The sequence below is a fragment of the Zongyangia acetica genome, assembly GCF_038739695.1.
GTDB classification, from domain to species: domain Bacteria; phylum Bacillota; class Clostridia; order Oscillospirales; family Ruminococcaceae; genus Zongyangia; species Zongyangia gallinarum.
The window spans coordinates 95064-121234 of sequence record NZ_JBBEWN010000004.1; the positions used below are offsets into that span (position 1 = coordinate 95064).

Annotated in this window: 20 protein-coding genes; 5 read left to right on the forward strand and 15 right to left on the reverse strand. The window is 51.2% G+C overall.

Annotation, left to right across the window (positions count from 1 at the left end):
* Window positions 1-16 precede the first annotated feature (16 nt).
* The 3 genes from WGC32_RS04970 (at window position 17) to WGC32_RS04980 (ending at window position 4589) form a co-directional block, all read left to right on the forward strand.
* Window positions 17-1570 (forward strand): purine-cytosine permease family protein, encoded by a 1554-nt coding sequence (locus WGC32_RS04970; protein ID WP_342680892.1) that lies wholly within the window; start codon window positions 17-19, stop codon window positions 1568-1570.
* 88 nt (window positions 1571-1658) lie between these two features.
* Window positions 1659-2873, forward strand: a complete 1215-nt coding sequence (locus WGC32_RS04975) for an aminotransferase class V-fold PLP-dependent enzyme (protein ID WP_342680893.1) — start codon at window positions 1659-1661, stop codon at window positions 2871-2873.
* A gap of 39 nt (window positions 2874-2912) precedes the next feature.
* Window positions 2913-4589: a hydantoinase B/oxoprolinase family protein gene (locus tag WGC32_RS04980; RefSeq protein WP_191482385.1), complete on the forward strand. Its 1677-nt coding sequence runs from the start codon at window positions 2913-2915 to the stop codon at window positions 4587-4589.
* 162 nt (window positions 4590-4751) lie between these two features.
* Here WGC32_RS04980 and WGC32_RS04985 read toward each other — a convergent pair whose 3' ends face one another.
* From WGC32_RS04985 to WGC32_RS05000, 4 genes are all read right to left on the reverse strand, one after another.
* Window positions 4752-5729: a P1 family peptidase gene (locus WGC32_RS04985; protein WP_342680894.1), complete on the reverse strand. Its 978-nt coding sequence runs from the start codon at window positions 5727-5729 to the stop codon at window positions 4752-4754.
* Window positions 5730-5836: 107 nt separating this feature from the next.
* Entirely contained in the window at window positions 5837-6091 is a 255-nt protein-coding gene (locus WGC32_RS04990) for a hypothetical protein (protein WP_342680895.1), read from the reverse strand.
* Between the two features lie 14 nt (window positions 6092-6105).
* On the reverse strand, window positions 6106-7098 hold the full coding sequence (locus WGC32_RS04995; protein WP_191482382.1) for a Gfo/Idh/MocA family oxidoreductase: 993 nt from the start codon (window positions 7096-7098) through the stop codon (window positions 6106-6108).
* A 12-nt stretch (window positions 7099-7110) separates the two neighbouring features.
* Entirely contained in the window at window positions 7111-8106 is a 996-nt protein-coding gene (locus WGC32_RS05000) for a Gfo/Idh/MocA family protein (protein WP_342680896.1), read from the reverse strand.
* 725 nt (window positions 8107-8831) lie between these two features.
* Between WGC32_RS05000 and WGC32_RS05005 the strand changes: the two genes are divergently transcribed.
* A complete protein-coding gene (locus tag WGC32_RS05005) occupies window positions 8832-9680 on the forward strand; it encodes a LiaF transmembrane domain-containing protein (RefSeq protein WP_342680897.1) in 849 nt (282 codons plus the stop codon).
* 78 nt (window positions 9681-9758) lie between these two features.
* Here WGC32_RS05005 and WGC32_RS05010 read toward each other — a convergent pair whose 3' ends face one another.
* The 11 genes from WGC32_RS05010 to WGC32_RS05060 are packed head-to-tail and all read right to left on the reverse strand — an operon-like array spanning window position 9759 to window position 24677.
* Window positions 9759-10934 carry an LL-diaminopimelate aminotransferase gene (locus WGC32_RS05010; protein WP_342680898.1) on the reverse strand — a complete coding sequence of 392 codons (1176 nt, stop codon included), beginning with the start codon at window positions 10932-10934 and terminating at the stop codon, window positions 9759-9761.
* On the reverse strand, window positions 10931-12556 hold the full coding sequence (locus WGC32_RS05015; RefSeq protein ID WP_342680899.1) for a CTP synthase: 1626 nt from the start codon (window positions 12554-12556) through the stop codon (window positions 10931-10933). Before WGC32_RS05015 ends, WGC32_RS05010 begins: the two co-directional genes overlap by 4 nt.
* Entirely contained in the window at window positions 12553-16593 is a 4041-nt protein-coding gene (gene carB / locus WGC32_RS05020) for a carbamoyl-phosphate synthase large subunit (RefSeq protein ID WP_342680900.1), read from the reverse strand. Before carB ends, WGC32_RS05015 begins: the two co-directional genes overlap by 4 nt.
* A gap of 1 nt (window position 16594) precedes the next feature.
* A complete protein-coding gene (locus WGC32_RS05025) occupies window positions 16595-17668 on the reverse strand; it encodes a carbamoyl phosphate synthase small subunit (RefSeq protein ID WP_342680901.1) in 1074 nt (357 codons plus the stop codon).
* 37 nt (window positions 17669-17705) lie between these two features.
* Window positions 17706-18275: an ANTAR domain-containing response regulator gene (locus WGC32_RS05030; protein ID WP_342680902.1), complete on the reverse strand. Its 570-nt coding sequence runs from the start codon at window positions 18273-18275 to the stop codon at window positions 17706-17708.
* Between the two features lie 42 nt (window positions 18276-18317).
* Window positions 18318-19637 (reverse strand): glutamine synthetase family protein, encoded by a 1320-nt coding sequence (locus WGC32_RS05035; RefSeq protein WP_342680903.1) that lies wholly within the window; start codon window positions 19635-19637, stop codon window positions 18318-18320.
* Between the two features lie 38 nt (window positions 19638-19675).
* A complete protein-coding gene (locus WGC32_RS05040; protein WP_342680904.1) occupies window positions 19676-20398 on the reverse strand; it encodes a GltB/FmdC/FwdC-like GXGXG domain-containing protein in 723 nt (240 codons plus the stop codon).
* A complete protein-coding gene (locus WGC32_RS05045) occupies window positions 20395-21627 on the reverse strand; it encodes an NAD(P)/FAD-dependent oxidoreductase (RefSeq protein ID WP_342680905.1) in 1233 nt (410 codons plus the stop codon). The genes WGC32_RS05040 and WGC32_RS05045 overlap by 4 nt, the downstream gene beginning before the upstream one ends.
* Window positions 21628-21634: 7 nt before the next feature.
* Window positions 21635-22066: a 4Fe-4S dicluster domain-containing protein gene (locus tag WGC32_RS05050; protein WP_191482371.1), complete on the reverse strand. Its 432-nt coding sequence runs from the start codon at window positions 22064-22066 to the stop codon at window positions 21635-21637.
* 14 nt (window positions 22067-22080) lie between these two features.
* The gene (locus WGC32_RS05055) at window positions 22081-23586 is read right to left on the reverse strand and encodes a glutamate synthase-related protein (protein ID WP_342680906.1); all 1506 of its coding nucleotides are present in this window, start codon (window positions 23584-23586) and stop codon (window positions 22081-22083) included.
* Window positions 23586-24677: a class II glutamine amidotransferase gene (locus WGC32_RS05060; RefSeq protein ID WP_342680907.1), complete on the reverse strand. Its 1092-nt coding sequence runs from the start codon at window positions 24675-24677 to the stop codon at window positions 23586-23588. The genes WGC32_RS05055 and WGC32_RS05060 overlap by 1 nt, the downstream gene beginning before the upstream one ends.
* A gap of 449 nt (window positions 24678-25126) precedes the next feature.
* Here WGC32_RS05060 and asnA point away from each other — a divergent pair, with 449 nt between their 5' ends.
* A complete protein-coding gene (gene asnA, locus WGC32_RS05065) occupies window positions 25127-26134 on the forward strand; it encodes an aspartate--ammonia ligase (RefSeq protein WP_342680908.1) in 1008 nt (335 codons plus the stop codon).
* Window positions 26135-26171 lie beyond the last annotated feature (37 nt).

The window sequence follows — 26171 nt, forward strand, 5'->3', positions numbered from 1 at the left end:
TAAAGGAGGAACCCTAATGGCAGATACGGAGATGAGAACTGTAGAGTCAAAAGCTGTAGCAGAAGATATGGCCCTAGATGTGATCCCCGCTGAGAAAAGGACAAAATGGACCAACGCAGCGGCGGTCTTCGCCGGCTGTGATTTGAACATTCCCATTATTTTTGTGGGAGCCACACTGGCTCAGGGGTTACATTTTATTACGGCCTTCGTGGTTATGCTGGTCGGGTTAACTCTGGCCCAGGTTTACACTACAATTAACGCTGCTATCGGCGCCGATACTGGACGGCCAAGTGCCCAACTGACCCGGTGTGCCTTTGGAAGTATCACCTCCCGCACCTTGATTTCCTTTTTGCTTCTTTATATGAATATGGGTTGGTACGGCTCTCATGTGGCTGTAGCTGCCAGCGCTGGCCTACAGGCGTTTCAGGTGGATCATACCGACCCGGCGAACTTTTGGATCTATGCCATTGTTATGATTTTCATTGGCTTGATTTTTGTGATCCCCGCCCTCAAGGGCCAAAAAATCATCGCCAAAATCAGCAAAGTCTTGGTACCCCTAGTGCTGATTGTCTTTGCTTATGCCATCTTCCGAGTATTTCAGAACCTGGGAGGCTTTGGCCCTGGCCTTAAAGCCCTCATTGAAAGTGAACCAACTAGCCCCATGTCTATCACTTCTGCAATTGTTCTTCTCCTGGGCTGCTCTGCTTGCCAGTGGCTTATGTTCTCTGATTACTCCAGAAGTGATCCGAAAATCATGCCGGATAGTGTTCTGGCGCCATTTGTCGGTAATATCCCCGTCTGTTTCTGCATTTATGGCATCGGGATTATCCTCTCCACCACTTCTGGCACATGGGACATTATTGCGATTATGTCTAATGAATTACATATGGGCGCTTTGGCACTGCTTTGCGTATTAATCGCCCAGATGACCACCATGGTGGTTGCCGCCTACTCCTGCGGCCTGGCTGTAGCAAATATGTTTAATATTAAATCCGCGAAAGGAAAGATGTGGGCTACCATTGGCACGTCAGCTATCGGTACTGTCCTGGCCCTTACCGGTATCTTAACCTGGCTGGACACCTTCTTACAGTCTATTGCCATCCTTTTTGCACCCATCGGCATTATCCTGGCCATCGATCATTATCTGATCCGCCAGAGAAAGTGGGAGGATCATTCCGGTATTAACTGGATCGCTCTGGTCGCTATGATTATTGCCTGTGCGGCGGCTACCTTCATCCCTATCGGCTACTCAGCGTTTACCTCCATGTTTATCGCCGGAATTCTTTACTATATAGGGATGATCATCCAAGCAAAAGTAAAGCCCTGCAAGTACACGCCGGAAGCTTGGAAGAATGGTAAAATTGTACTCACTGGCGAAAATAAAATCTTTCTATTTGGCGTATTAGGCGGCGTTTTTATTAGTTTTATTGCCCCCTTTATCCTTCCATCGCCGGCCTGTGATGTAGTGGCAGTGATCGGTGGAGCTATTACCCTGGTTGCTTTTATCATTTCGGTCAAGGGGCACACCATTTTTGGCGGAAAAGAAGGAAAAGCGGAGACATCGATCTAATTATAAGCTTATTTTTCCGAGATTTCGTTGAACTTCAAAGAAATATGTCATTTCCACCGCTTTCTAGCGGATAAAACAGAGGCATGTTATGGATATAAAAAAACTTCGGAATGATACACCTTGCGAAAATATTTATCTCAACCATGTTTCTACCTCCGTGCCCCCACGGCAGGTGATAGAAGCTACGCAGGAGTATTTTGATATTGCTGTCCGTTATGGCTCCACCAGCGCTAGAGCCCAGGAATTGACAGAGGAACGTTTTATCCGGGCAAAACGTAGTGTTGCCCGCCTTATCGGAGCGGGGGAAGGGGAAGTTGTCTTTACACCCAACGGAAGCCAGGCCATTGGTATGGTAGCAGCGGGGCTTCGGCTATCTCCTGGAGACAATGTGATCGTGGATGAGATGAGTTTCATCAGCAACGTAGCTCCCTTTTTGCGGCGCAAAGAGGTTGATGGAATTGAAGTGCGTTTTATACCTGCGAAGCTTCCTGGCATCATTGACCTAAACGCTCTGGAGCATCTGATTGACAAAAGGACAAAAATGGTCTCCCTATGCCATATGGCCAATAATTTGGGAATGGTGCAGCCGGCCGAAGCCGTGGGAAAGATTTGCCGGAAGGCAGGGATCCTTTACATGCTGGATGCGGCCAATACAGCGGGAATCATACCAATCGATGTAGAAAAAATTGGCTGTGATTTTCTGGCGGTGTCGGGCCGTAAATACCTACGGGGCCCTGCGGGATCGGCGTTTCTGTACGCCCGGACATCCAAGGTGGAAGAAATTGAGCCGGTATTTGCGACCTGGAATAACGGCACTTGGGATTGGCGCCCACAAGACTGGGATTGGAGTAAAAACTATTTTATCCCCCATGCTGGTATCCAGCGTATGAGCTTCGGAGAGGTTAACTTTCCTGCCGCTTTTGGATTAGGTAGGGCGGTGGAGTATTTGGAAGAAATCGGAGGCGTTTCCCCTATCAAAGAGAGGATTGATATGCTTTTGGATCGGATGATCCAGAAGATGCGGCAGATTCCAGGAATCGATATCTACGGTTCGCACCGTGCAGCGGACCGGGGAGGGATGATCGGCTTTCAGGCTGAAGGGATTCCCTTTGCCGCATTGGGGCGGTATATAAACGATCACAATGTGGGAATCATGGCCCATAGCTTTTACAGCCCCGGTGTACTGCGGCTCTTTGGCATCGAGGGTGTCGTCCGATACTGCATACACTGCTGGAACACCGAGGAGGAAGTGGACTATGCCGTTTCATTGTTAGAACCAGAGCGCCTTTCCGAACTGCGTTAGGCTCCACCCCAAAAATGAGAGCAAAGGAGATTGAGAATCATGAGCAATAAAGTCAGCCCTATTGTTGTCGAGATTGTGCGCAATGCGCTGAACTCGGCGGCCCATGAAATGAACAATAGTCTGGCCCGCAGCGCCTTTAGTCCCCTGATATATGAGATGAAGGACTGCTCCGTGGGTATCTTCGATGTAGATGGACAAATGCTGGGACAGTCGGCGGGACTCCCCATCTTTCTTGGGAATCTGGATATCTGTATAAAGATCCTCAATGATACCGTTGGTATCGAATCCCATCGGGAAGGCGATCTATATATCATGAATGATTCCTATATGCAGGGAACCCACGTAGGTGATTTTACCACTGTGTCCCCGATCTTTTATCAGGGAGAATTGGTAGGATTTACTGCTACCCGCGCCGCTATGCTGGATGTAGGAGCAAAGGTGCCGGGAGCTTGCATTGATTCCACGGATATCTATCAGGAGGGTATCCGTATGCCGCCGGTCAAGCTGATTGATCAAGGAGTACTACGGGAGGATGTGCTCAATCTGATTGCCCTGAATAGTCGTTTCCATGCGGCGATGAAGGGAGACATCGGCGCTCAGATCGCAGCCAGCCGTACTGGAGAGAAACGCTTTGTAGAGATTATTGAGCGCTTTGGCCTAGATGTTGTGAGAGAAGCTACCAGGGAAATTTTCCGTCAGGCCGAGCAGTTGGATAGGGAATTTGTCAAAACACTGCCTGATGGCACCTACTATGCGGAAGGGTGTCTGGATAATGACAACTATGATCTGGAACATCATGTAAAGGTCTGCTGCAAGGTCATCGTAGATGGCGATAATATGACCATTGATCTGACTGGCTCCAACAAAGCGACCAAGGGGGCGGTTAACTGCGGCTTTGCCCAGACCATTGCGGCGGCCCGGGTGGCGTTTAAGGAGCTTGTCAATCCAGATGCCCCAATTTGCGGAGGAAATTTTAGAAATCTAGATGTCATTGTACCGCCTGGTTCCATTTTCGCGGCAGAGGAGCCTGCGCCTTGCCAGTGGTATTTTTCTTCCTTGGGGCTTCTCATTGATTTGGTCATCAAAGCTTTGGCAGAAGTAGTCCCTGATAAAGCGGCAGGCGCTCATTACGGGGATTCCATGGTCATCTTTTTCTATGGAACCAATCCCCGCCGGGACGGTCAGTTCTTCACCTCCTGTGAGGCTACTGTTGGCGGCTGGGGAGGATTCCAGGGAGGCGACGGGGAATCGGCGCTGATCAATATGGTCAATGGCGACTTTAAGAATCTTCCGGTTGAATTTGTGGAGCATACTTATCCGTTGGAGGTTCAGTGTTACAAGATCCGGCAGGACTCGGAAGGAGCTGGAAAGTACCGTGGCGGCTGCGGCGTCATCCGCCAGTATCAGGTTGAAACTGATGACTGCGCCATTGGCACCTGGTTTGAGCGTTCGGTTACCCCCGCCTGGGGCTTACTGGGCGGCGGCGATGCCGCGCCTCCCATTGTGGTCGTGAATCCGGATACACCGGAGGAAAAGAGGTTTCTCAAAGGCGCGGATATGCGACTGAAAAAGGGAAGTATCGTACGCCTTTACACGGGCGGTGGCGGCGGTTACGGAGATCCTAAAGAGAGAAGCCGCGAAGCGGTGAAAAGAGATATTGAAAACGGATATATATCTTTGGAACGGGCCCGTACGGTCTACGGCTGGAATCCATAAAACGAACAAGAGCAGGGGTAAAATTTTTACCCCTGCTCTTGTTAATAGATCTTTTGTTCCATAGGGCAAGCATTAACCGGCAGATTTCCTCACCTTACGGCCTGTGGAAGAAGATGTGACATAACGGCCATCAATGAAAGCCGCCTTTTCGTGACCGTAATTTTATTTTATACACAATTCCCGTGCTGACGGGTACCCGCCTAGGGACGCAGCGTGGAGGACGGCGTTCTTAATTGCCCTAGCCATGACGGTAGCGGCCAGAGTCCCCACCACATCCAAGTCTGCCTGAATATTCCCTACCGACATAGCATAGATACTGTCGCCGTCGGCGGTCGTATGGACGGGACGGATGGCCCGGGCATAGCCGTTGTGAGCCATAGCGGCCACCTTTTTCATCTGGACTTTATCAAACTTTCCATTGGTGATGATTGCACCAATGGTGGTATTTCCAGTAAATACGTTGCGGATACCGGCATAGGCGTCGTAAAATTGGGATTCAGTATTCCGAAAGGCGTCCTTTTTTTCATTAAGGAGTCCGGCTAACTGTTGACCGTTGTCGCAATCGAAAATATCCCCTAGGGCATTGACGGCTACAATCGCGCCTACCTTTAGCGCTCCAATCTGGACAGCATAGCTGCCAAGACCGGACTTCATGGCATAATCAGTACCTAGGTACTTGCCTACCGTAGCACCGGTTCCGGCCCCTATATTGCCCATGGCATCGTGGAAGCGGGTGGCGGCATCGAGACAAGCATCATAACCCATAGAAGGGCCAGGCCGAACTCCAGGATCGCCAATATTGAGATCAAATAGGCAGGAGGCGCAGACCAACGGGACTACGGTAGGTCCCACCGGAAAGCCGATGCCCTTTTCCTCTAGGTATTGCATCACCCCGGCAGCGGCATCCAATCCAAAAGCACTGCCGCCGCTGAGAAGTATTCCATGGATTCCCTGGCAACTGGCTACAGGAGAAAGAAGCTCCGTTTCCCGGGACGCAGGGCCTCCTCCCCGCACATCAAGACCGGTGGGAGCGCCCTTTTCGCAGAGGATAACGGTGCAGCCGGTGATCCCCGCAAGGTCTTGGGCATGACCGACCTTTATGTTTTCAATGTCAGAAAGTGAAATTTCCCGTAAAGGCATCGATGATCCGCTCCTTTCATTACATGCGTTTTTATCAGAAAATTAAGACATCCCCTGCATAAACCAAAGGACTCTCCAATTTCTCTGGAAAGCCCTTGATTTTGCATTTACTTGAAGAAATAGCCGATGAGCATGAGGATGACAATGCAGAGAAGGCAGTAGAGGAGAATCTTTAAGGTGGATTGGTTTTTTCTATCCCATTTTGGGAATAGACCGCCGATGGGGGTGACAGCTTTCATCTCCTCCTCTGTGGGCTGGGAGGGGTTCTGAGCTGCTTCCTCTTGCTCCTGCTGTTCGTCCGCTTGGATTTCTGGAGCTTGCTCTTTTTCCTGCCCATCTAGGTTTTGCTTGTTTTCTTCCATATCATTTTCCTTTCTTAATCCTTATCTTCCATGGGATAGCGCAATCCCCATTCTTTCCGGCAGGTATCGAGAAGTTCCATCATCTGTAGGGTATGGCTCCAGGGCAGGATGTCACTTTGAATCTTACCCTCCCTCAGGCACTGCATAACTTCCATAGCCTCGTATTCGTAACCGTTTTTCATAAAGGGAAGGTGGATTTCATAGGGTTCTCCCTCATAAGGCGTAATATAGGCGGTTTCTGCATGCCAAAATTCAGGGATATCAATCTGGGCCTTGGTGCCGATCATCTGGGCATCGTTGGGAATCTCTACGGTGACGGCGCTTTGCAGACTGGCGATACCGCCTGATGGGTAGTGGGCCAAAATAGCGTTCTGCTCGTCCACACCGGTGGGACCAATCTGGGCACAGCTATGCAGGGAGGAGGGGACGGTACCAAAGATCATATCCGCATAGGAAAGGGTGTAGATGCCCACATCCAATAGGGCTCCGCCTGCAAGCTTCGGATTGAGAAGCCGTCCTTCCGGTCCTAACTCCTCCTGAAAGCCGAAGGCAATGCGGGCGGTGCGGATCTCTCCGAATTCCCCCTGATTGATCCGCCGGATGATTTCAGATGCCAGCGGCTGAAAACGGGTCCAGAAAGCTTCCATGACAAAGAGATTTTTCTGCCGAGCTAGGTCAAAGACCTTGGCCGCCTGGGATGCATTGACTGCAAAGGGCTTTTCGCAGAGAACCGGTTTGTTGTGGGATAGGCACAAAAGGGCGTTTTCCATATGCAGGGTGTGGGGTGTAGCAATGTAGATGACGTCTACATCCGGATCGTTGGCCAGGGCTTCATAGCTGGCGTAAGCCTTGGGAATGGAAAACTGTTGTGCAAATCGGTCGGCACTTTCCTGAGAGCGGGATCCAACAGCATAAATTTCAGCATCGGCAATTGAGGTCAATCCAGTACAGAATTTTTTTGCAATGGTTCCGGTACCCAGAATGCCCCATTTTATGGTTTCTTTCATAGGAACACTCCTTTACTCTTCAAAGGGATATTTGAAATTCCAGGAATAACGGCAGGAATCCATGATTTCCATCAGTTTGACCGTTTCGTCCAGCGGCATAATGTCGCTCTGGGTTTTACCGGCTCGCAAGCACTCCATAACCTCCATCGCTTCGTATTCATAACCGTTTTTGATAAAGGGCATCTGGAGATGAATGGGATCGGCTCCTTCAGGATAGATGGTCGCCTCCTCTGCGCCCCAGAAGTGGGGAATGTGAACATATCCTTTGGAACCGTAAATATAAGCGTCATCACTGCCTTTGGTGCGCAGAGCTGCGGCAAGAATCGCAATCGCATTGTTGGGATATTTGAGGAGGATCGCGGTCTGGTCATCCACATTGGTATGGCCCATACTCGCCACCGAATGAACTTCGCTGGGATCAGCACCCAAAAAGCGGGCGGTATAAGAGAGAACGTAGATCCCCAGATCCAGCATGGTACCGCCAGCCAGGTTGATGTTGTAGATGCGGTGTTCATCAGGCCAATCCTCAACTTTGACAAAATCTACCTTCATCATTTTGATGTCACCGATGAGATGATCTTCATTGACCAGCCGGTATACCTCACGGTTGACCGGTTGAAAGCGGGGCCAGAAAGCCTCCATGACAAAGAGATTTTTCTCCTCGGCCAGCGCCTTGATTTCCCTGGCCTGTTTGGCGTTGACTGTAAAAGCCTTTTCATTGAGAACCGCCTTGCCATGTTGTAAACAAAGCAGGGCATTTTCGTAATGGAGCCGATGGGGTGTAGCGATGTAGATGACATCTACATCCGGGTCGCTGACAAGAGCTTCATAAGTAGGGTATGCCTTAGGAATTGAAAACCGTTTGGCAAATTGGTCGGCGGTTTCCTGGGTACGGGAGCCGACAGCATAAATTTCAGCATCCTCACAGGCGGTGAGGGCGGTGCAGAATTTATCGGCAATCCAGCCTGTCCCTAAAATGCCCCATTTAATTTTCCCATTGGTATGCATATTTCATCCTGCCTTTCATCGTCATTTGGGTTGTGCGGATAGAGTCAATTGATCTTTAGTCCCATTATAGCATAGTTGCAGATGTTTGTTTGCCTAAAAAAACAGCCGGATTTTCGGCTGTTTTTTTAGCGCATCGGGGGAAGCGAAGCGGAACCCCGGCGCATGAGGAAGGATTTGCGAAGCAAAGCCGCAGCCGGATTTTCGGCTGTTTTTTTAGCGCATCGGGGGAAGCGAAGCGAAACCCCGGCGCATAGAGAAGGATTTGCGGAGCAAAGCCGCAGCCGGATTTTCGGCTGTTTTTTTAGCGCATCGGGGGAAGCGAAACCCCGGCGCATGAGGAAGGATTTGCGGAGCAAAGCCGCAGCCGGATTTTCGGCTGTTTTTTTAGCGCATCGGGGGAAGCGAAACCCCGGCGCATGAGGAAGGATTTGCGGAGCAAAGCCGCAGCCGTATTTTCGGCTGTTTTTTTAGCGCATCGGGGGAAGCGGAGCGAAACCCCGGCGCATAGAGAAGGATTTGCGAAGCAAAGCCGCAGCCGTATTTTCGATTGACTGTTAGCTGGAAAAAACGAGGTAAATTTGTAAGTAAAACTTCATAAACTTTTAAGGGCTGTGCTCTTGTTTTCGAGGAATATTTCCCCTATACTTATTTTTAGAAATGACCAAATAGCCTGGTTTGTCATGCGATTTGCAGTACTAGGCCTTTTGGAGAATGGAGAAAAACAGATGAGAAGAAATTTAGGAGCAATCACCATAGGCGCTCTGCTGATTGTCTTTGGCATTGGATGGCTGGGCAATGCATTTGACCTGTGGCAATTCAGCATCTTCGACGGTTGGTGGACTTTGCTATTGATCCTGCCAGGTACGGCAATGCTCTTCTGTAAGGGCCAGAGAAATACCGGCGCATTGCTGTTGGTCTTAGGAATTGTGTTTCTTTTGGCAGAATTGGGCTTGATTCATGGACGGTACATATGGCCCATCCTTGTTTCTTGTGGCTTAATTTATGCCGGCGGCGCCATCATTTATCATGCTGTTACCCGGAAAAACAATGAACAAACCTACTATGGCCAGTATTCCTACGGCCAATACCAGTATCCTCCCAATCAAGAGAGAGAAAATGCAGCACAACAAGCTGCTGGGAAAGACGATTCACAGCAGACATCGCAGGAAGATGAAAACTACTACCGCTATCGGCAAGCACAGGCCCAAAATTTCCGAGCTAAGCACCCCAATGCTGCGCAAGACTTCAGCAAATATCCCAGTTATACGGCGGCCTTTTCTGGCCAGGACACCATCTGTTTGACCGATGATCTCATGGGCTTTTCTGGGACGGCGATTTTTGGCGGCATCGACGCGGACTTGAGCCAGGCGAAGGTCAACAAAAATATCGAGATCCGGCTGACAGCTGTTTTTGGCGGCATCGATTTGGTAGCGCCGCCTAGGGTTAACATTGTGGCTAACGGCGTTCCCCTTTTTGGCGGTTTCGACAATCGAGCATCTGCACCCTATAATCCCAATTGGCCGACAGTGCATATCCGTTATGTGGCGATCTTTGGAGGAATAGATATTTATTAGTTTAATCAATGTAATAAAAATCGGAGGGGTTGAAACCCCTCCGATTTTTATTACAGGAATGGAAAAAGAAACAAAATATTAAAGACTCTTTATGCGTTCCAGCGCTTCTTTGGTGGCCTCATGGGTTCCGAAAGCGGTAAGGCGGAAGAATCCTTCCCCATTTTGCCCAAAACCAGCGCCCGGGGTTCCTACTACTCCTGCCTTTTCAAGGAGAAGATCGAAGTAATCCCAGGAAGCCATACCTTCAGGACACTGGAGCCAAATGTAGGGGGAGTTTTTGCCGCCAGTAAAGTAGATATCCATTTGGGTGAGGGCTTCAGCGATCATCCTTGCATTTTCCATGTAATAGGAAATGTTTTCCTTAATTTGCATCAGGCCCTCGGGGGTAAACACGGCTGCAGCGCCCTTCTGGACAATATAGGAAACACCATTAAACTTGGTGGTCTGGCGGCGGAGCCAGAGCTTGTTGAGAGACGCACCATCAAATTGCAGCTGCGTGGGAACGATGGTATAGCCGCAGCGGGTACCGGTGAAGCCGGCAGTTTTGGAGAGGGAACAAAACTCGATGGCGCAATTTTTAGCCCCCTCGATTTCATAGATGCTGCGGGGAAGGGCAGGATCGCTGACAAAAGCTTCGTAGGCCGCGTCAAAAAGGATCACAGCCTGATTTTTCAGCGCGTAATCCACCCAAGCTTTCAGCCCCTGATGGTCATAGACTGCACCGGTGGGATTGTTGGGAGAACACAGATAGATGATGTCTGCCTTGACATTTTCATCCGGCAGGGGAAGAAAATGGTTCTCTTTTCTGGCATTCATATAGAGAATTTTCCGCCCGTCCATGAAGTTAGTATCCACATAAACCGGATAAACTGGGTCGGGTACCAGCACCGTGTTATCCGGAGAAAACAGGTCTAAAATATTGCCGACATCGCTTTTGGCGCCGTCGCTGATAAAGATCTCTTGCGGTTCCAGAGAGGTGCCCCGTTTGTCATAGTAGCCGCGGATAGCATCTTTCAAGAAATCATACCCTTGCTCCGGCCCGTAGCCGTGGAAGGTATCCGCCCGGCCTTGGTCATCACAGGCGGCCTTCATAGCATCTACTACGGCAGGGCAGAGGGGCCTTGTCACGTCGCCAATGCCGAGACGGATGATTTTCTTCTCCGGATGGGAAGTAGTATAAGCGGTTACCTTCTGATTAATGGTGGAAAACAGATAGCTGTCCTTTAAATTCAAATAATTTCGATTAATTTTCATTGTGCTTCTCCTTTTTGTCCAGGGTTTTGCAGCCGGTCGGCCGCCGCGACGAATTCACGGAATAGAGGATGGGCCCGGTTAGGGCGGCTTTTAAATTCAGGATGGTATTGAACCCCTACAAAGAAGGGATGGTTGGAAAGCTCTATTGCCTCCACCAGACGACCGTCAGGGGAGGTACCGCTGATGGTTAGCCCAGCGGCTTCCATCTGATCCCGGTAGACATTGTTAAATTCATACCGGTGTCGGTGCCGCTCTCCGATTTCAGCTTTGCCATAGGCTTCCTTCATTTTGGTTCCCTCTTTGATGACGCAGGGATAGCGGCCCAGACGCATGGTACCGCCCTTGGGGAGATTCCCTTGCTGATCCGGCATGAGATCGATGACATAATGCTCACTGTCCTCCGAAAACTCCCGGGAATGGGCGCTTGAAAAGCCTGCCTGGTGACGGGCATATTCGATGACAGCAATCTGCATGCCAAGGCAGATGCCAAGGTAGGGGATTTTTTGTTCCCGTGCGTATTGGGCAGCGGTAATCATCCCCTCAATGCCCCGATCCCCAAAGCCGCCGGGAATGATAATCCCAGAGGCGCCGGCGAGTATTTTGGCGACATTTTCCGGTGTGATCTTTTCCGAGTCCACCCATTGGATGTAGACTTTATTCCCGGTTTCATAACCTGCATGGGAAAGGGCTTCCACCACCGAAAGATAGGCGTCATGGAGTTTAACATATTTGCCGACAAGGGCAATGGTAACCGGACGGGTGGCGTTTTCAATGCGGGTGAGCATCTGCTGCCACTCGGTCAGGTCACAGGGCTCATCAGCCAGATGAAGCTTGCGGCAGACGATCTCGGCCAGATGATTGTGTTCCAGCATGATAGGCGCTTCATAAAGGACAGGAAGGGTGAGATTTTCGATGACGCAGTCGGGCTCTACATTACAGAATAGAGCAATTTTTTGCTTGATACTCTTTTCAAGCGGCTCGTCGCACCGGGCGATGATGATGTCCGGCATGACGCCGAAGGATTGCAGTTCTTTAACAGAATGCTGGGTGGGCTTTGATTTGTGCTCACCGGAACTTTTGATATAAGGAACCAGGGTCACATGAAGAAAGAGACAGTTATCCCGCCCTACCTCATGGGAAACCTGGCGGATAGCCTCCAAAAAGGGCTGGCTTTCAATATCGCCGGTAGTGCCGCCGATTTCGGTGATGACCACGTCAGCGTTGGTTTTTTTACCAACAGAGTAGATAAAGCTTTTAATCTCATTGGTGATGTGGGGGATGACCTGGACCGTTTCCCCTAGGTAGAGACCTTTCCTCTCCTTGGTCAGCACATTCCAGTAGACCTTGCCGGTGGTCAGGTTGGAGTAGCGGTTGAGGTCCTCGTCGATAAAGCGCTCATAATGCCCCAAATCCAGATCGGTTTCCGCGCCGTCTTCGGTAACATAGACCTCCCCATGCTGATAGGGGCTCATGGTACCGGGATCCACATTGATGTAGGGATCCAGCTTCTGGGCGGCCACCGTCAGGCCTCTGCATTTGAGCAGCCGCCCCAGAGACGCCGCTGTAATGCCCTTGCCAAGGCCTGAGACAACGCCGCCGGTGACAAAGATATATTTGGTCATGCCTCCACAACCCCCTCAAATACTTTTTCACATTCCCCGGTCATATAAACGGTCTCGTCTGTGTAACAGATGGTGAGCTGGCCGCCTTTGAGCAGGACCGTAATATCCTCCCCCTTCTTGCAGTAGCCGTTGAGGACACAGGCCACCGCGGCGGCGCAGGCGCCGGTTCCACAAGCCCAAGTTTCCCCGGAGCCACGTTCCCAGACCCGCATCTTAATGGTGTTTTCTCCGACTACCGTGACAAATTCTGTGTTGACCCGCTCGGGGAAGAGAGGATCATATTCAAATTCCGGCCCAACCTTATCAATGTCCAAGGTGTCCAGATTGTCCCGGAAGACCACACAATGGGGATTTCCCATGGAAACGCAGGTGATCCGCTCCTCTCTGCCGCCGATCTGGACGGGATGGTCTATGATGACATCTCCCTCCAGGGCCACAGGGATTTTTTTCGGATCCAACTCAGCAGGCCCCATATCCACCGTGACGGAATCCACTACTCCGTTTTCTACATAGAGACGGAGCTTCTTGATGCCGCTGAGGGTTTCGATGGTCAGCTCCTGTTTGGGAGCAATGCCGTGTTCGTACAGGTATTTTCCTACGCAGCGGATGGCGTTGCCGCACATCTTTCCCTCGCTGCCGTCTAGGTTGAACATCCGCATTTTTGCATCAGCCACCTCGGACGGGCAGATGAGCACCACCCCGTCACCGCCGACTCCGAAGTGCCGGTCGGAGAGATAGACGCTGAGAGATTCAGGGGCTACTACATCCTGTTCGAAACAGTTGAAGTAGATATAGTCGTTGCCGCAGCCCTGCATTTTTGTAAATTTCAGTTTCATACGTTCCCTCCTCATATGATGGATGTCCACAAGCTCTGTATTCTGTTGGCTGTAACGGCTAATCAAGGAGTCAGCCAACGCGTTTGCAGTATCGATAGAGGTTAGGCATGCGATGGCCCGTTCCACAGCCTTGCGGCGGATTTTTACGCTGTCCCTGGCTGGCAGGCGCCCTTTGGCCGAAGTGGAGATGATATATTGGATCTTCCCGCTTTCCAAAAGGGTCATGGTGTTGTCCTCAGATTCGTGGATTTTGTTCACTTTCCGGACCTGCATCCCTGCCCGTTCCAGCACTTTCGCCGTGCCCTTGGTAGCATAGAGATCAAAGCCTAAAGCCGCGTATTTTTTCGCCACATCCACAATTTCCGCCTTGTCGGAATCCCGTACTGTGATGAAAACGCCGCCCTGTTTATACATTTTGTAGCCTGCCGCGCAAAGCCCTTTGTAGAGAGTCTCGCTGAGGGACTTTCCGATCCCCAACACTTCGCCGGTGGACTTCATTTCGGGACCCAGCTGGGTATCTACATCGCTGAGCTTCTCAAAGGAAAAGACAGGTACTTTGACCGCTACATAAGGCGGAGTTTTGTAAAGACCGGTGCCATAACCCATCTGGGAGAGGCGCTCACCCAGCATGGCTCTGGTGGCGAGCTCTACCATGGGGACTCCCGTGACCTTGCTGATGTAGGGCACGGTGCGGGAGGCCCGGGGATTAACTTCGATGACATAGATTTTGCTATGATAGATGACATATTGGATATTGACAAGTCCCTGAGTTTTCATGGCAAGGGCCAGCTGGCGGGTAAAGTCGATGAGCTGTTCTTTCAGCCTGCCGCTGACATTCCAGGCAGGGTAGACGGCGATAGAGTCGCCAGAGTGGATGCCGGCTCGCTCAATGTGCTCCATAATACCGGGGATGAGAATATCCTCCCCGTCACAGATGGCGTCCACCTCAATCTCCACACCCATCAGGTACTTGTCAATGAGGACAGGGTTTTCAATGTTATGGGAGAGGATGATCTTCATATACTCTTCGATGTCCGCATCGGAGAAGGCGATGATCATGTTTTGTCCCCCTAGCACATAGGAGGGACGCATGAGCACCGGATACCCTAGCCGATTGGCAGCGGCAAGGGCCTCCTCGGTGTTCATCACCGTATCCCCTTTGGGGCGCTGGATATGAAGACGTTCCAATAGCTCGTCAAAGCGCTCCCGGTCCTCCGCCATGTCGATGCTGTCGGCTGGCGTACCCAGGATATTGACTCCCTGGCCGACCAAGAAGTTAGTCAACTTAATGGCGGTGCCGCCGCCAAAGGCCACCACTACGCCCATGGGATTTTCTGTCCGGATGACGTTCATCACATCCTCTGGGGTCAGAGGCTCAAAGTAAAGCCGGTCGGCAGTATCAAAGTCAGTGGAGACGGTTTCTGGATTATTGTTGATGATGACCACCTCATAGCCTGCCTTTTTCAGGGTCCAGACACATTGGACAGAGGCGTAGTCAAATTCAATCCCTTGGCCGATGCGGATGGGACCGGAGCCCAGCACCACCACCGTTTGCTTGGAGCTTTTCCTCTCCTCCAGCAACCGTTTTGCTTCGCAAGCCTCGTCATAGGTGGAGTAAAAATAGGGAGTCTGCGCCTCAAACTCAGCGGCGCAGGTGTCGACCATTTTGAAAGAGGCCAAGAGGAAACAGGGAATCTTCTGGCCGCTGAGGCTTTCGATACGCTTGTCGGGATAACCCAGGCGCTTGGCCTCCCGATAAAGGTCCTCATCCAGAGTTTTGGTGCGCAGAGACGTTTCCATCTGTGCCAGGTTTTTCAGCTTATATAAAAACCATAGGTCGATCTTTGTGATATTATGAATTTCTTCCGGAGTGATGCCGCGCATCAGGGCCTCGAAGATGGCAAAAAGCCGCTCGTCGTCACAGTCATAAAGCTTTTGATGAACCTCTTGGGTGGATAGCGCGGCGAATTTCTTCATCCGCAGGCCGTCTTGGCCGATTTCAGCACCCCGAACCGCCTTCATGATGGCTGCCTCAAAGGTCTGGGCGATAGCCATCACTTCGCCGGTGGCTTTCATCTGGGTGCCTAGAGTCCGCTTGGCGTAGACGAATTTGTCAAAAGGCCATTTGGGGAACTTGACCACTACATAATCCAGCGCCGGCTCAAAACAGGCGTAGGTTTTCCCGGTCACCGCGTTTTTAATTTCATCTAGGGTATAGCCGATGGCGATTTTCGCAGCCACCTTGGCGATGGGATAGCCGGTGGCTTTAGAGGCCAGCGCCGAGGAACGGGATACACGAGGATTGACCTCGATGACGGCATATTCAAAGCTGGTGGGATGCAGCGCAAACTGGCAGTTGCATCCTCCTTCAATGCCCATGGCGTCAATGATAGAAAGAGCGGCGCTGCGGAGCATCTGATATTCCTTATCGGAAAGGGTAACCGCCGGCGCGATGACAATGGAGTCGCCAGTGTGCACTCCTACTGGATCAAAGTTTTCCATACTGCACACGGTGATTACGTTACCGGCGGAATCCCGCATTACTTCAAATTCAATTTCCTTCCAGCCGGCGATGCATTTTTCTACCAGGATCTGGTTGATGGGGGACTGGCGCAGGCCATTCCCAGCGATTTCTTGAAGCTCCTCCGGCGTATTTGCAATACCGCCGCCGCTGCCTCCCAAGGTAAAAGCAGGGCGGACAATGACGGGATAGCCGATTGTTTGCGCAAAATCCAAAGCGGAATCTACATCGTTGACCACCTGGGAGGGGATGACGGGCTGGCCGATCTGCTCCATGGTATCCTTAAATAACTGCCGGTCTTCCGCTTTATCGATGGTTTCCGGATTGGCCCCCAGAAGCTTGACACCGTGGGACTGCAAGAATCCCTCTTTTGCCAGCTGCATGGAGAGGGTCAGTCCTGTCTGACCGCCCAGGGTGGACAATAGGCTATCTGGATGCTCCTTTTCGATGATCCGTTTGATGGTATCGGTGGTCAGCGGTTCCAGATAGATCTGATCGGCCATCACCTTGTCGGTCATGATGGTGGCAGGGTTGGAGTTGACTAATACCACCTCCAAGCCATCCTCTTTTAGGGCGCGGCAGGCCTGGGTGCCGGCATAGTCAAACTCCGCCGCCTGACCGATAACGATAGGGCCGGAGCCGATGACCATTACTTTTTTAATATCCTTTCTCAGCGGCATATTATCTTCCCCCTTCCATCATTTTCATAAATTCGTCGAACAAAAATCCCGTGTCCAGGGGACCGGCAGATGCCTCCGGATGAAACTGCACCGAGAAAGCAGGCATATCTGTGTAAGAAATCCCTTCGCAGGTGCCGTCGTTGGCATTGACATAGGAGAGGGCGGCATTTGGGGGAAGGGAGTCGTTTTCTACTGCATACCCATGGTTTTGACTGGTGATATAGACACGGCCGGTTTGCAGGTTTTTGGCCGGCTGGTTGGCCCCCCGATGTCCATAGTGGAGTTTGTGGGTTTTGGCTCCTTGGGAAAGCGCTAGTAACTGATGGCCTAGGCAGATGCCGAAGGTAGGAAGTTTCGCCCCGCAAAGCTTTTTCAGCTGCGTGATGATCCCGGTGTTTTCCATGGGATCGCCGGGGCCATTGGAAAGCATGATTCCATCGGGCTTTGCCGCTAGGATATTCTCCGCAGTGGCGTCATAGGGCATACGGATCACCTCACAGCCCCGTTTGATCAGTTCCCGCTGGATGTTTTCTTTGGCGCCGAAGTCCCAAAGTACCACCCGGTGCTGTGGGTGGGCCGGAGTGAAAGTCTCAGCCTGTTGGCAGCTCACCGATGCCACTGCGTGGGTCACACGGTAATCCTGCACGGCCTGGGAATTGCACTGACCAAGGTCATAAACAATCTCTCCATTCATAACACCGTGTTCCCGGATGACCTTGGTCAGCTCCCGGGTGTCGATACCATAAAGCCCTGGAATGCCGCAGGCTTTTAAAAAGGCGTCAAGTTGGCCCTCGCTGCGGAAGTTAGAGGGAACTTGACACCAGTCACGTACAATATATGCGGTTAAAGAGGGCCTTTTGCTCTCAAAATCGGAGGGAATGACCCCGTAATTGCCGATGAGAGGAAAGGTCTGTACCACCATCTGTCCATAATAGCTGGGGTCGGTCAGTGTTTCCAGATAGCCAGTCATCCCGGTGGTAAAGACAGTTTCCCCAACCACTGGCTTGACGGCTCCAAAGGTCTTCCCCTTAAATATCTGTCCATTTTCTAACACAAGATATGCGTTTTGCGCCATAACGATCCTCCCCTGTATACTAAGCTGCATTCCCGTTTTAGTTTTCATAACGGGATACAATTTCTTTTGCGATTTCCTTACGTGTCACCCGGCGATCCATGGCCTCTTTTTCAATGGCGCGATGGGCCTCAGGCTCCGTCATATCCAAATACTGGATGAGCAGGCATTTAGCCCGGTCTACCAGACGGATCTCTTCAATTTTTCCACGAAGCTTACTGTTTTCTTTTTTTAGTCCCAACATACGCCGCCGGGAAGCAGCCATGAGTTTGATGGACTGGAAAAAAAGCTGGCGGCTGATGGGCTTTTCCACTACAAAAACACCGGCGTCCTCTACCTTCTGGGAAACAAGGTCTGCCCGCTCAGATTTGCAGAGGATAATCACGCCTGCTCCGCTGGACTCCGCCACAAATACAGCCAATTCATGGCCGTATTCATCGCTCAGTGGAGCATTGATGACCACCAGGTCAAAGCTAGTCTCCAGCAACAGACGCCTGGCATCTCCACCACTGGCAGCGGTGGAGATGGAAGTGATACCGCTCATCTTGAGAAGCTCTGCCAGAAGCTGGGTACCCTTACAGGCAGTTGTCACAATCAGAGCACTTTCCATGGATCCACCGCCTTTCATCAGTCTGTGTCATATAAGAATACCTTAAATCTGTAGGAAATATTGATCCTGTTCATAAGCGTGTTTATCCAGCGCCTTTTTATAACCCAGATATTCAGCCTCTTTTTGTTCCATATATTTTTCAATCGTAGCCTGGGGCAGGACTTCTGCCACAAAGCTGCTATTTTTCGCAAGCTGCAAGGCGGACCAAAGATCCCCTGGAAGCGTTTCAAAGGTTTTGGTCTGCTCCTTCATCACATCGAACAGGTTCAGGTTGGTGGGGGCACATAACTTCTTTTTCTGGGCAATCCCCTCTAACCCCGCCGCAATGAGCAGGGAATAGGCGAGATAGGGGTTGCAAGAGGGGTCGGGAGAGCGCAGCTCGATTCGGCTGTATTTACCTGTGGCCGCCGGGACCCGGATCAGCTGGGAGCGGTTTTGATGGGACCAGGTCAAGTACCTGGGAGCCTCAAACTCCCCAAAGCGGGCATAGGAATTGGTCAGGGGATTGAGAAAAGCAGTGATTTCAGGAATCCGATCCATGATCCCTTGCAAAAAGCTCTCCGCTTCTTTGGAATGCCCTGCCTCATTGGTTTTAAAGATATTCCGGCCATTTTGGGAAAGGGACATGTTAATATGCAGCCCATTTCCACTCTTGTCCGGGAAGGGTTTGGGCATAAAGGATGCAAAAAGCCCGTTTTGCGCCGCGATATTTTTGACCACTGCCCGGAAGGTGACCAGATCGTCTGCCGCTGCCAGAGCGTGGGAATACTGAAAATCAATTTCGTTTTGCCCCGGCCCCTGTTCATGGTGGGAGCTTTCCGGCTGAATCCCCATTTCCTCTAAGGTCAGGCAGATTTCCCGACGCACATTTTCCCCCTTATCCAGGGGAGCAATGTCGCAATAGGTGCCATGGTCATGGGGAATCATGGTAGGATTGCCGTCCTCGTCCCGCTCGAAAAGGTAAAATTCACATTCAGAGCCGATTTTGCAGACATATCCCATATCCGCGGCCTTTTTTACCGTCCGGCGCAGAATGTCCCGCCCAGAGCCCTCAAAAGGGGTGCCATCAGGACGGCGAATGTCGCAGAAGAACCGGACAACCCGTCCTTGGGAGGGGCGCCATGGAAGAACGGCCAGGGTGGCAGGATCCGGAACCAGAAATAGGTCGGACTCCGCCACATCCATAAACCCACGGATGACCGAAGCGTCAAAGGAAATACCGGTTTCAAAGGCGCGGGGAAGTTGGGCGGGCATAATGGAGATGTTTTTTTGCTTTCCGAAAATATCGCAGAAGGCCAGACGGATAAACTTGACGTCGTTTTCTTCGATGAACTCCAAAACCTCGGTCATGGTCTGGGTCATGTTGATTCCTCCTTGCTTCTCCCCACGAGGGGAGGTGATTAATTGGGCGTATATAGCCGCTGATAGGGATTTTTTGTATTGGGGGTGAGCACAAAGAAGCTGCTCTTCATAATGTGGTTTTCATCCTCTCCAAAGGCCCTGCAGAACTCATGGACAAGGGGCCGGATTTCGTCTAGATCGTCCTGGGTCGCCTGAGACGCTTGAACCTGGGCTGGCAGATCGGCGGGCAGGATTTTACAACGGAGAAAAATCTTGCCACCGTGCATGCCGGTGCCGCAGAAGTATCCAACAGGCACCTGGGCGTCGCAGTGGAGGCCCAGGATCACAATAATACCGCCAGCCTGGTATTCTCCCAGAAAGCTGCCGGCCCGGCCGCCCACCACCAAAGCGGGGATTTTGTCTTGATATTCCTTCATGTGGATGCCAGCCCGGTAACCGACATCGCCATGGATAAAGATTTTTCCACCCCGCATGGCATAGCCTGTGGCGTCTCCCGCCTGGCCATCCACGTAGATAGCGCCATCATTCATGGTATCGCCGGTGGCATCCTGGACATTGCCGTGCACTGTAATGGTGGAACCATCCAGATAAGCGCCTAAAGCATTGCCTGGAGTGCCCTCAATGGTAATATCCTTCCCGGAAAGGCCGCTGGCTATATACCGTTGGCCCATACAGTTTTTGATGGTGATTTTTTTATCTTGCGCAGACCTGATTTCCTCGCCTAACGTCTGAAAATGTTTGCCTTGGCTGTTGATCGTCATTTTGGTTCCCTCCCCAGCATTTCTTCCCGGTCTTTTCTGGAGAAAGCCATCAGCTGCGGTTTCTCCCGGAGCAGATCAAAGTCCACGGTGTCTAGAGGCACCTGATTGCGGATCATGGCGGTATAAATACCGGCTCTGGCCACATCCCCGATGAGGATATAACCCTTGAGCAAGCCATCTTTTGTGACAAGCCGCTTGTAGGTGCCGGTACAGGACTCAATATAGCTTTCCCCATTATAACTGCCGGCTGTGATCATGTGCAGTCCAAAGAATCCAATAGCGTTCATGGGAATGGCTTTGTCATAGGGCTTTTCCCCGCCTACCATATGGATGCCAGCGCTTTCTCCCTGCATATATGCGGCAGGAAGGAGGGCCAAAACCCGTCGCTCACCACTGGTGATGTCAAAGCTTTCGGTGCAGTCTCCCGCCGCGTAGATATCTGGCTGGGAGGTTCGACCATCGGCGTCCACCTGGATCCCCCGGCCGACATGGATGCCAATATCTTTGGCAAGTTCCACATTGGGCCGGACGCCGACGGCGATGACAAGCAGGTCAAAATCAACGGTCCTACCGCTGGAAAGATAGGCCCTGTTTTCCTCAAATCTTGTCACACTGTCCGAGAGGATGAATGTAATGCCATGTTCCTCAATGTGGGCTTTTACAAGATCAGAGCCCTGTTCGTCCAGAATACTGGGCAAGATCCGATCAGCCAGATCCACCACGGTAATACTTTTCACCAGCCGTTGGATGCCTTCGGCGCATTTGAGGCCAATGAGGCCGGCGCCCATAATGAGCACCCGGGTTTCAGGCGTAACAGCAGCCTGGATGAATTTGGCGTCATCTAAAGATAGGAATGTGGATTGATAGGGAACGGTATCCAGCCCCTGAATGGGAGGAATGAAGGGAGTGGAACCTGTCGCAATTAACAGTTTATCATATTTTATCAGACTCCCATCCTCCAGTAAAACATTTTTTTCGTCTTTGTGGATGGCTTTGACGGTTTTCCCTGCCATAAAGGTGACATGATTGTCCCGATAAAAGCTTTCTGGCCGGTAGAGCATCCCTTGTTCTGTCGTTTTCCCATACAAGAGATAGGAGATCAGCGGACGAGAATAGGTAGGATAGGGCTCTTTTGAAATCACGGTAATAGAGCTTTCTTTATCAGATTGCCGGATGCCCTCAATACATCCCACCGCTGCGGCAGAGTTTCCAATGATGACAATATCCATGCTTTGCTCACCTCTCTTCAAACACAATGGCCTGGTTAGGGCAGCCTTTGACGCAGGCAGGGCTGCCGGTGGAGTTATTCAGGCATAATTCACACTTTTGGATGACGCTTCCGTCATCTGACGGCATTACTGCGCCATACGGGCAGGCCATAATGCAGGTATAACATCCCACACATTTGTCCTGATCCACCTGGATGACACCGTCATGGATGGATAGGGCGCCAGTGATGCAGCTTTTGACGCAAAGTGGCTCCTCGCAATGGCGGCAGCCTACAGCAAAGCTGACGCCGTTTCGCTCCTCAATGCGGATGCGGGGGTTGATCTTTACATCCCGCAGCGCCACCGCCATATCACTCTCTCCAGAATTGGCGAAAGCGCAGTAGTATTCGCACAGATGGCATCCAAGACACCATTTTTCATTCACATAAATTCGTTTCATATGGCAGCCCCCCTTTATTCTCCGGCGTGTTTAATCCCTAAGATGGACAGCTCTTTTTCGGTGAGGCCCACCCCCCGGAGCATGAGACGGTTGCCGCGCAACGCTTCAATGGAGTTGATGCCCATGCCGCCCATGATTTCCTTAATTTCGTGATTCCATGCGGTGACTAGGTTAACAAGACGCTGGGATCCAATATCCGGGTTAAGCCGCCGAACCAGATCGGGACGCTGGGTAGCAATGCCCCAGTTGCATTTTCCTTGCTGGCAGCTGCGGCACAGATGGCAGCCTAAGGCAAGCAGGGCGCTGGTTCCAATATAGACCGCGTCGGCGCCTAGGGCAATGGCCTTGACAATATCGGCGCTGGAACGGATGGAACCTCCCACCACCAGGGAGACATTGTTGCGGATGCCTTCATGACGGAGCCTTCCGTCAACGCTGGCCAAAGCAAGCTCAATGGGAATCCCCACATTGTCACGGATGCGGGTGGGAGCAGCACCGGTTCCGCCCCGGAATCCGTCGATGGCGATAATGTCGGCTCCGGAGCGGGCAATACCGCTGGCAATAGCCGCCACATTGTGAACTGCGGCGATTTTGACAATCACCGGTTTGGTGTAGCCGGTGGCCTCCTTTAGGGAAAAGACCAGCTGTCGCAGATCCTCAATGGAGTAAATATCGTGATGAGGCGCAGGAGAGATAGCATCCGTACCCTCGGGGATCATCCGGGTTTTGGAAATGTCACCCACGATCTTCATGCCGGGAAGGTGTCCGCCGATTCCCGGCTTGGCACCTTGGCCCATCTTAATTTCGATGGCGGCGCCTGCCGAGAGGTAATCCTTATGTACGCCGAAGCGGCCGGAGGCCACCTGAACAATGGTGTGAGGACCGTATTGATAGAAATCCTCATGAAGTCCGCCTTCACCGGTATTATAATAGGTACCCAGGGCTTTGGCGGCACGGGCCAGGCTCTCATGAGCATTATAGCTGATGGAGCCGTAGCTCATGGCGGAGAACATAACAGGCACCTGTAATTCCAGATGAGGCGCAAGGTTGGGGATGATGTTGCCCTCTTGATCCCGCTCTACCTTCTGCGGCTTTTTGCCCAAGAAAACCCTGGTTTCCATTGGCTCCCGGAGCGGGTCGATAGAAGGATTGGTGACCTGGGAGGCATTGAGAAGGATTTTATCCCAATAGACAGGGTAATTTTTCGGATTTCCCATGGAAGAGAGAAGGACGCCGCCGCTCCCCGCCTGGCGGTAGACCTCACTGATCACCTCACCTGTCCAGTTGGCGTTGATCTTAAAGGTGTGATCGGATTTGACGATTTTCAGCGCGTGGGTGGGACATAGGGATACGCACCGATGGCAGTTGACACATTTGCTGTCGTCAGCCACCATGACATTTTCTTTTTCTCGGTAAGAGTGCACCTCATTGGCGCACTGTCGCTCACAAACACGGCAGGCGATGCAACGGGAAGGATTGCGCACCACCTCATATTCGGGATACAGATAATCAATGCCCATTATTGCACACCTCCATTTAAGGTAATGATCACTGGCTCTCCGCCTCGGGGCGCCCAGATGTTGTCAGGATTGGGTTCTACCACCCGGATAGCGGATTCCTCACTGGCCACATAGACCTTCTCGTCTTTTTCGGCCACCACCATAGAACGGAGCTTGAGCCGGTCATTGAGGGCCATCATGCCGCCTTCAAACCCCAATAGGATAGAAAAGGGGCCGGTGACCAACAGCCCGGAAAAGGCGCTGCGCAGGAAGGTAAGCTTTTGGCGTTCATTTTCCGGCATTGCCTCAATGGTGGACCAGAAGGGTGCCGCCATCACGCTGGCAATTTCTTCATAAGAGAGTCCCTGTTTGCGGCGCAGGTAATCCACCATATAGGTAAGAACCTCTGTGTCAGTTTGGAGGGTGCATTTATAACCATACATCTCTATGTAGCGGCGGTTCGCGTCATAGGAGGAAATCTCACCGTTGTGCACGATGGAGAAGTCCAGCATGGCAAAGGGATGGGCCCCGCCCCACCAGCCCGGTGTGTTGGTAGGATACCGGCCGTGAGCGGTCCAGCAGTAGCCTTCGTATTCATCCAAGCGGTAAAATCTCCCCACATCCTCGGGAAAGCCAACAGCTTTGAATACCCCCATATTTTTTCCGCTGGAAAACACGTAGGCACCGTCAATATGGGTATTGATGCGGATAACGCAGCGTGCCACAAATTCCCGCTCGTCCAATTGGCTGTCTGCGAGCCGGGTGGGTAGAGGATTGACGAAATACCGCCAGATCAGCGGCTCGTCGGTAATTTCAGGGATTTTGCGGACTGGAATTTTGGAAAGATTGACAATATCGAAATGCTGCTCCAAAAAGCGTTCGCATTCCTGCTTGCTAGAGGTGTTGTCATAGAAAACATGAAAGGCATACAGATCCTTGTATTCTGGATAGATGCCGTAAGCGGCAAATCCACCGCCTAGCCCATTGGAGCGGTCATGCATAACGGCGATAGAATCAATGATATCCTCACCGCAAAATCGTTTCCCGTCTTTTGCGAAGATACCGGAAATGGCACAGCCTGACGGAATTCTTATCTGGCCTTCTTTGCGCATATGGTCTCCCCCTTGTTTTTTTATGCTTTCTCTTCCGACCCGGAAGAATAGGAAAGGACTGTCAACAATACAAAAAGAAAGGCGTCCATCAAAGAAGACCGGAGTCATTTTCTCCAGTACTCTTTGATGAACGCCTTTGTTCATTGGGAATATTATATAAGAACACAGCAGCATTTGTCAACGTTTTTGCAGGAGTTTTTTTATTTGCTTGCATACTTTGTAAAAAATAACTATTTTTAAAGAGAGATGGAAGATAAATTTGCAGTTTCTTAGACAAATCATGCAAAAATCACAAATTTTCTATTGACAGTGACCTAGAAGAGGAATATAATGACGCCATAGACAGCAAAGGCGCTGTGGGTGAAAAGCCCGCGGCGCCTTTTTTTGTTGCTTTTCTAGAGGGCAGCAAAAAGCGAATAAAGCGCTAGAAAAAGCATGGGGGTATGTATATGGCAAAAACTTTGATTCCTAAGGGATATAAATCCTGCTTAGGGCTTTATGAGACCCAGACGGCCATCGGGAAGATTAAAACCCGCTTTGAGGAAAATTTAAGCCGAATGCTCCACCTGAAGAGAGTAACAGCACCCCTCTTCGTTGATCCCAAAACTGGGCTGAACGATGATCTCAATGGTGTGGAGCGGCCGGTTAGCTTTGATGTCAAAGAGACGGGAGAGACCGCCCAGGTGGTCCATTCCTTGGCCAAATGGAAAAGAATGGCCCTTTACCGGTATGATTTTCGGGTAGGGAACGGCCTTTATACCGATATGAATGCTATTCGCCGGGATGAGGAGATGGATAATCTCCATTCCATCTATGTGGATCAGTGGGACTGGGAAAAGGTGATCGACAGATCCCAGAGGAATTTGGACTATTTGAAGGAAACGGTGGGCCTGATTGTAGATGCCATCTGCAAGACCCTGGATGAGATGAAACGGGATTACCCACAGCTTCCTGTCTTTCTTTCCCGGGATGTCAGTTTTATCACCACCCAAGAGCTGGAGGATATGTACCCAAATCTGAGCCCTAAACGCCGGGAGGACGCTTATGTCAAAGAGCACCCCACTGCATTTATTATGCAGATTGGCGATAAGCTCCACTCCGGAAAGCCTCATGATGGACGGGCGCCAGATTATGATGACTGGCAGCTCAACGGTGACATCCTCTTCTGGAATGAGACCTTGGGCCAGGCATTTGAGGTTTCGTCCATGGGTATCCGGGTGGATTCCCAGAGCCTGGCAGAACAGCTTCAAAAAGCCGGATGTGAAGAGAGGAGATCTCTTCCTTTTCATAAGATGCTGCTGGACGGCAAGCTCCCCCTTACCATCGGCGGAGGCATTGGCCAATCCCGTCTGTGCATGCTGCTGTTGGGAAAAGCCCATATTGGAGAGGTTCAGGTATCCTTGTGGAGTGATGAAATCATCACAGAATGTAAAAAAGCTGGAATTGAGCTTTTATAAGCAAGCAATAAAAACAATAGAAAGACGGAGGGATCAT

Excerpts from the sequence above, each read along its gene's own strand:
- WGC32_RS05005 (WP_342680897.1), top strand. The coding sequence starts at position 8,832 with ATGAGAAGAAATTTAGGAGCAATCACCATAGGCGCTCTGCTGATTGTC.
- WGC32_RS05045 (WP_342680905.1), bottom strand. The coding sequence starts at position 21,627 with ATGGATATTGTCATCATTGGAAACTCTGCCGCAGCGGTGGGATGTATT.
- WGC32_RS05050 (WP_191482371.1), bottom strand. The coding sequence starts at position 22,066 with ATGAAACGAATTTATGTGAATGAAAAATGGTGTCTTGGATGCCATCTG.
- WGC32_RS05060 (WP_342680907.1), bottom strand. The coding sequence starts at position 24,677 with ATGCGCAAAGAAGGCCAGATAAGAATTCCGTCAGGCTGTGCCATTTCC.
- WGC32_RS05025 (WP_342680901.1), bottom strand. The coding sequence starts at position 17,668 with ATGGCGCAAAACGCATATCTTGTGTTAGAAAATGGACAGATATTTAAG.
- carB (WP_342680900.1), bottom strand. The coding sequence starts at position 16,593 with ATGCCGCTGAGAAAGGATATTAAAAAAGTAATGGTCATCGGCTCCGGC.
- WGC32_RS04995 (WP_191482382.1), bottom strand. The coding sequence starts at position 7,098 with ATGAAAGAAACCATAAAATGGGGCATTCTGGGTACCGGAACCATTGCA.
- WGC32_RS05055 (WP_342680906.1), bottom strand. The coding sequence starts at position 23,586 with ATGGGCATTGATTATCTGTATCCCGAATATGAGGTGGTGCGCAATCCT.
- WGC32_RS05030 (WP_342680902.1), bottom strand. The coding sequence starts at position 18,275 with ATGGAAAGTGCTCTGATTGTGACAACTGCCTGTAAGGGTACCCAGCTT.
- WGC32_RS05010 (WP_342680898.1), bottom strand. The coding sequence starts at position 10,934 with ATGAAAATTAATCGAAATTATTTGAATTTAAAGGACAGCTATCTGTTT.
- WGC32_RS05000 (WP_342680896.1), bottom strand. The coding sequence starts at position 8,106 with ATGCATACCAATGGGAAAATTAAATGGGGCATTTTAGGGACAGGCTGG.
- WGC32_RS05015 (WP_342680899.1), bottom strand. The coding sequence starts at position 12,556 with ATGACCAAATATATCTTTGTCACCGGCGGCGTTGTCTCAGGCCTTGGC.
- WGC32_RS04990 (WP_342680895.1), bottom strand. The coding sequence starts at position 6,091 with ATGGAAGAAAACAAGCAAAACCTAGATGGGCAGGAAAAAGAGCAAGCT.
- WGC32_RS04970 (WP_342680892.1), top strand. The coding sequence starts at position 17 with ATGGCAGATACGGAGATGAGAACTGTAGAGTCAAAAGCTGTAGCAGAA.
- WGC32_RS04975 (WP_342680893.1), top strand. The coding sequence starts at position 1,659 with ATGGATATAAAAAAACTTCGGAATGATACACCTTGCGAAAATATTTAT.
- WGC32_RS05035 (WP_342680903.1), bottom strand. The coding sequence starts at position 19,637 with ATGACCCAGACCATGACCGAGGTTTTGGAGTTCATCGAAGAAAACGAC.
- WGC32_RS04985 (WP_342680894.1), bottom strand. The coding sequence starts at position 5,729 with ATGCCTTTACGGGAAATTTCACTTTCTGACATTGAAAACATAAAGGTC.
- WGC32_RS04980 (WP_191482385.1), top strand. The coding sequence starts at position 2,913 with ATGAGCAATAAAGTCAGCCCTATTGTTGTCGAGATTGTGCGCAATGCG.
- asnA (WP_342680908.1), top strand. The coding sequence starts at position 25,127 with ATGGCAAAAACTTTGATTCCTAAGGGATATAAATCCTGCTTAGGGCTT.
- WGC32_RS05040 (WP_342680904.1), bottom strand. The coding sequence starts at position 20,398 with ATGACGATCAACAGCCAAGGCAAACATTTTCAGACGTTAGGCGAGGAA.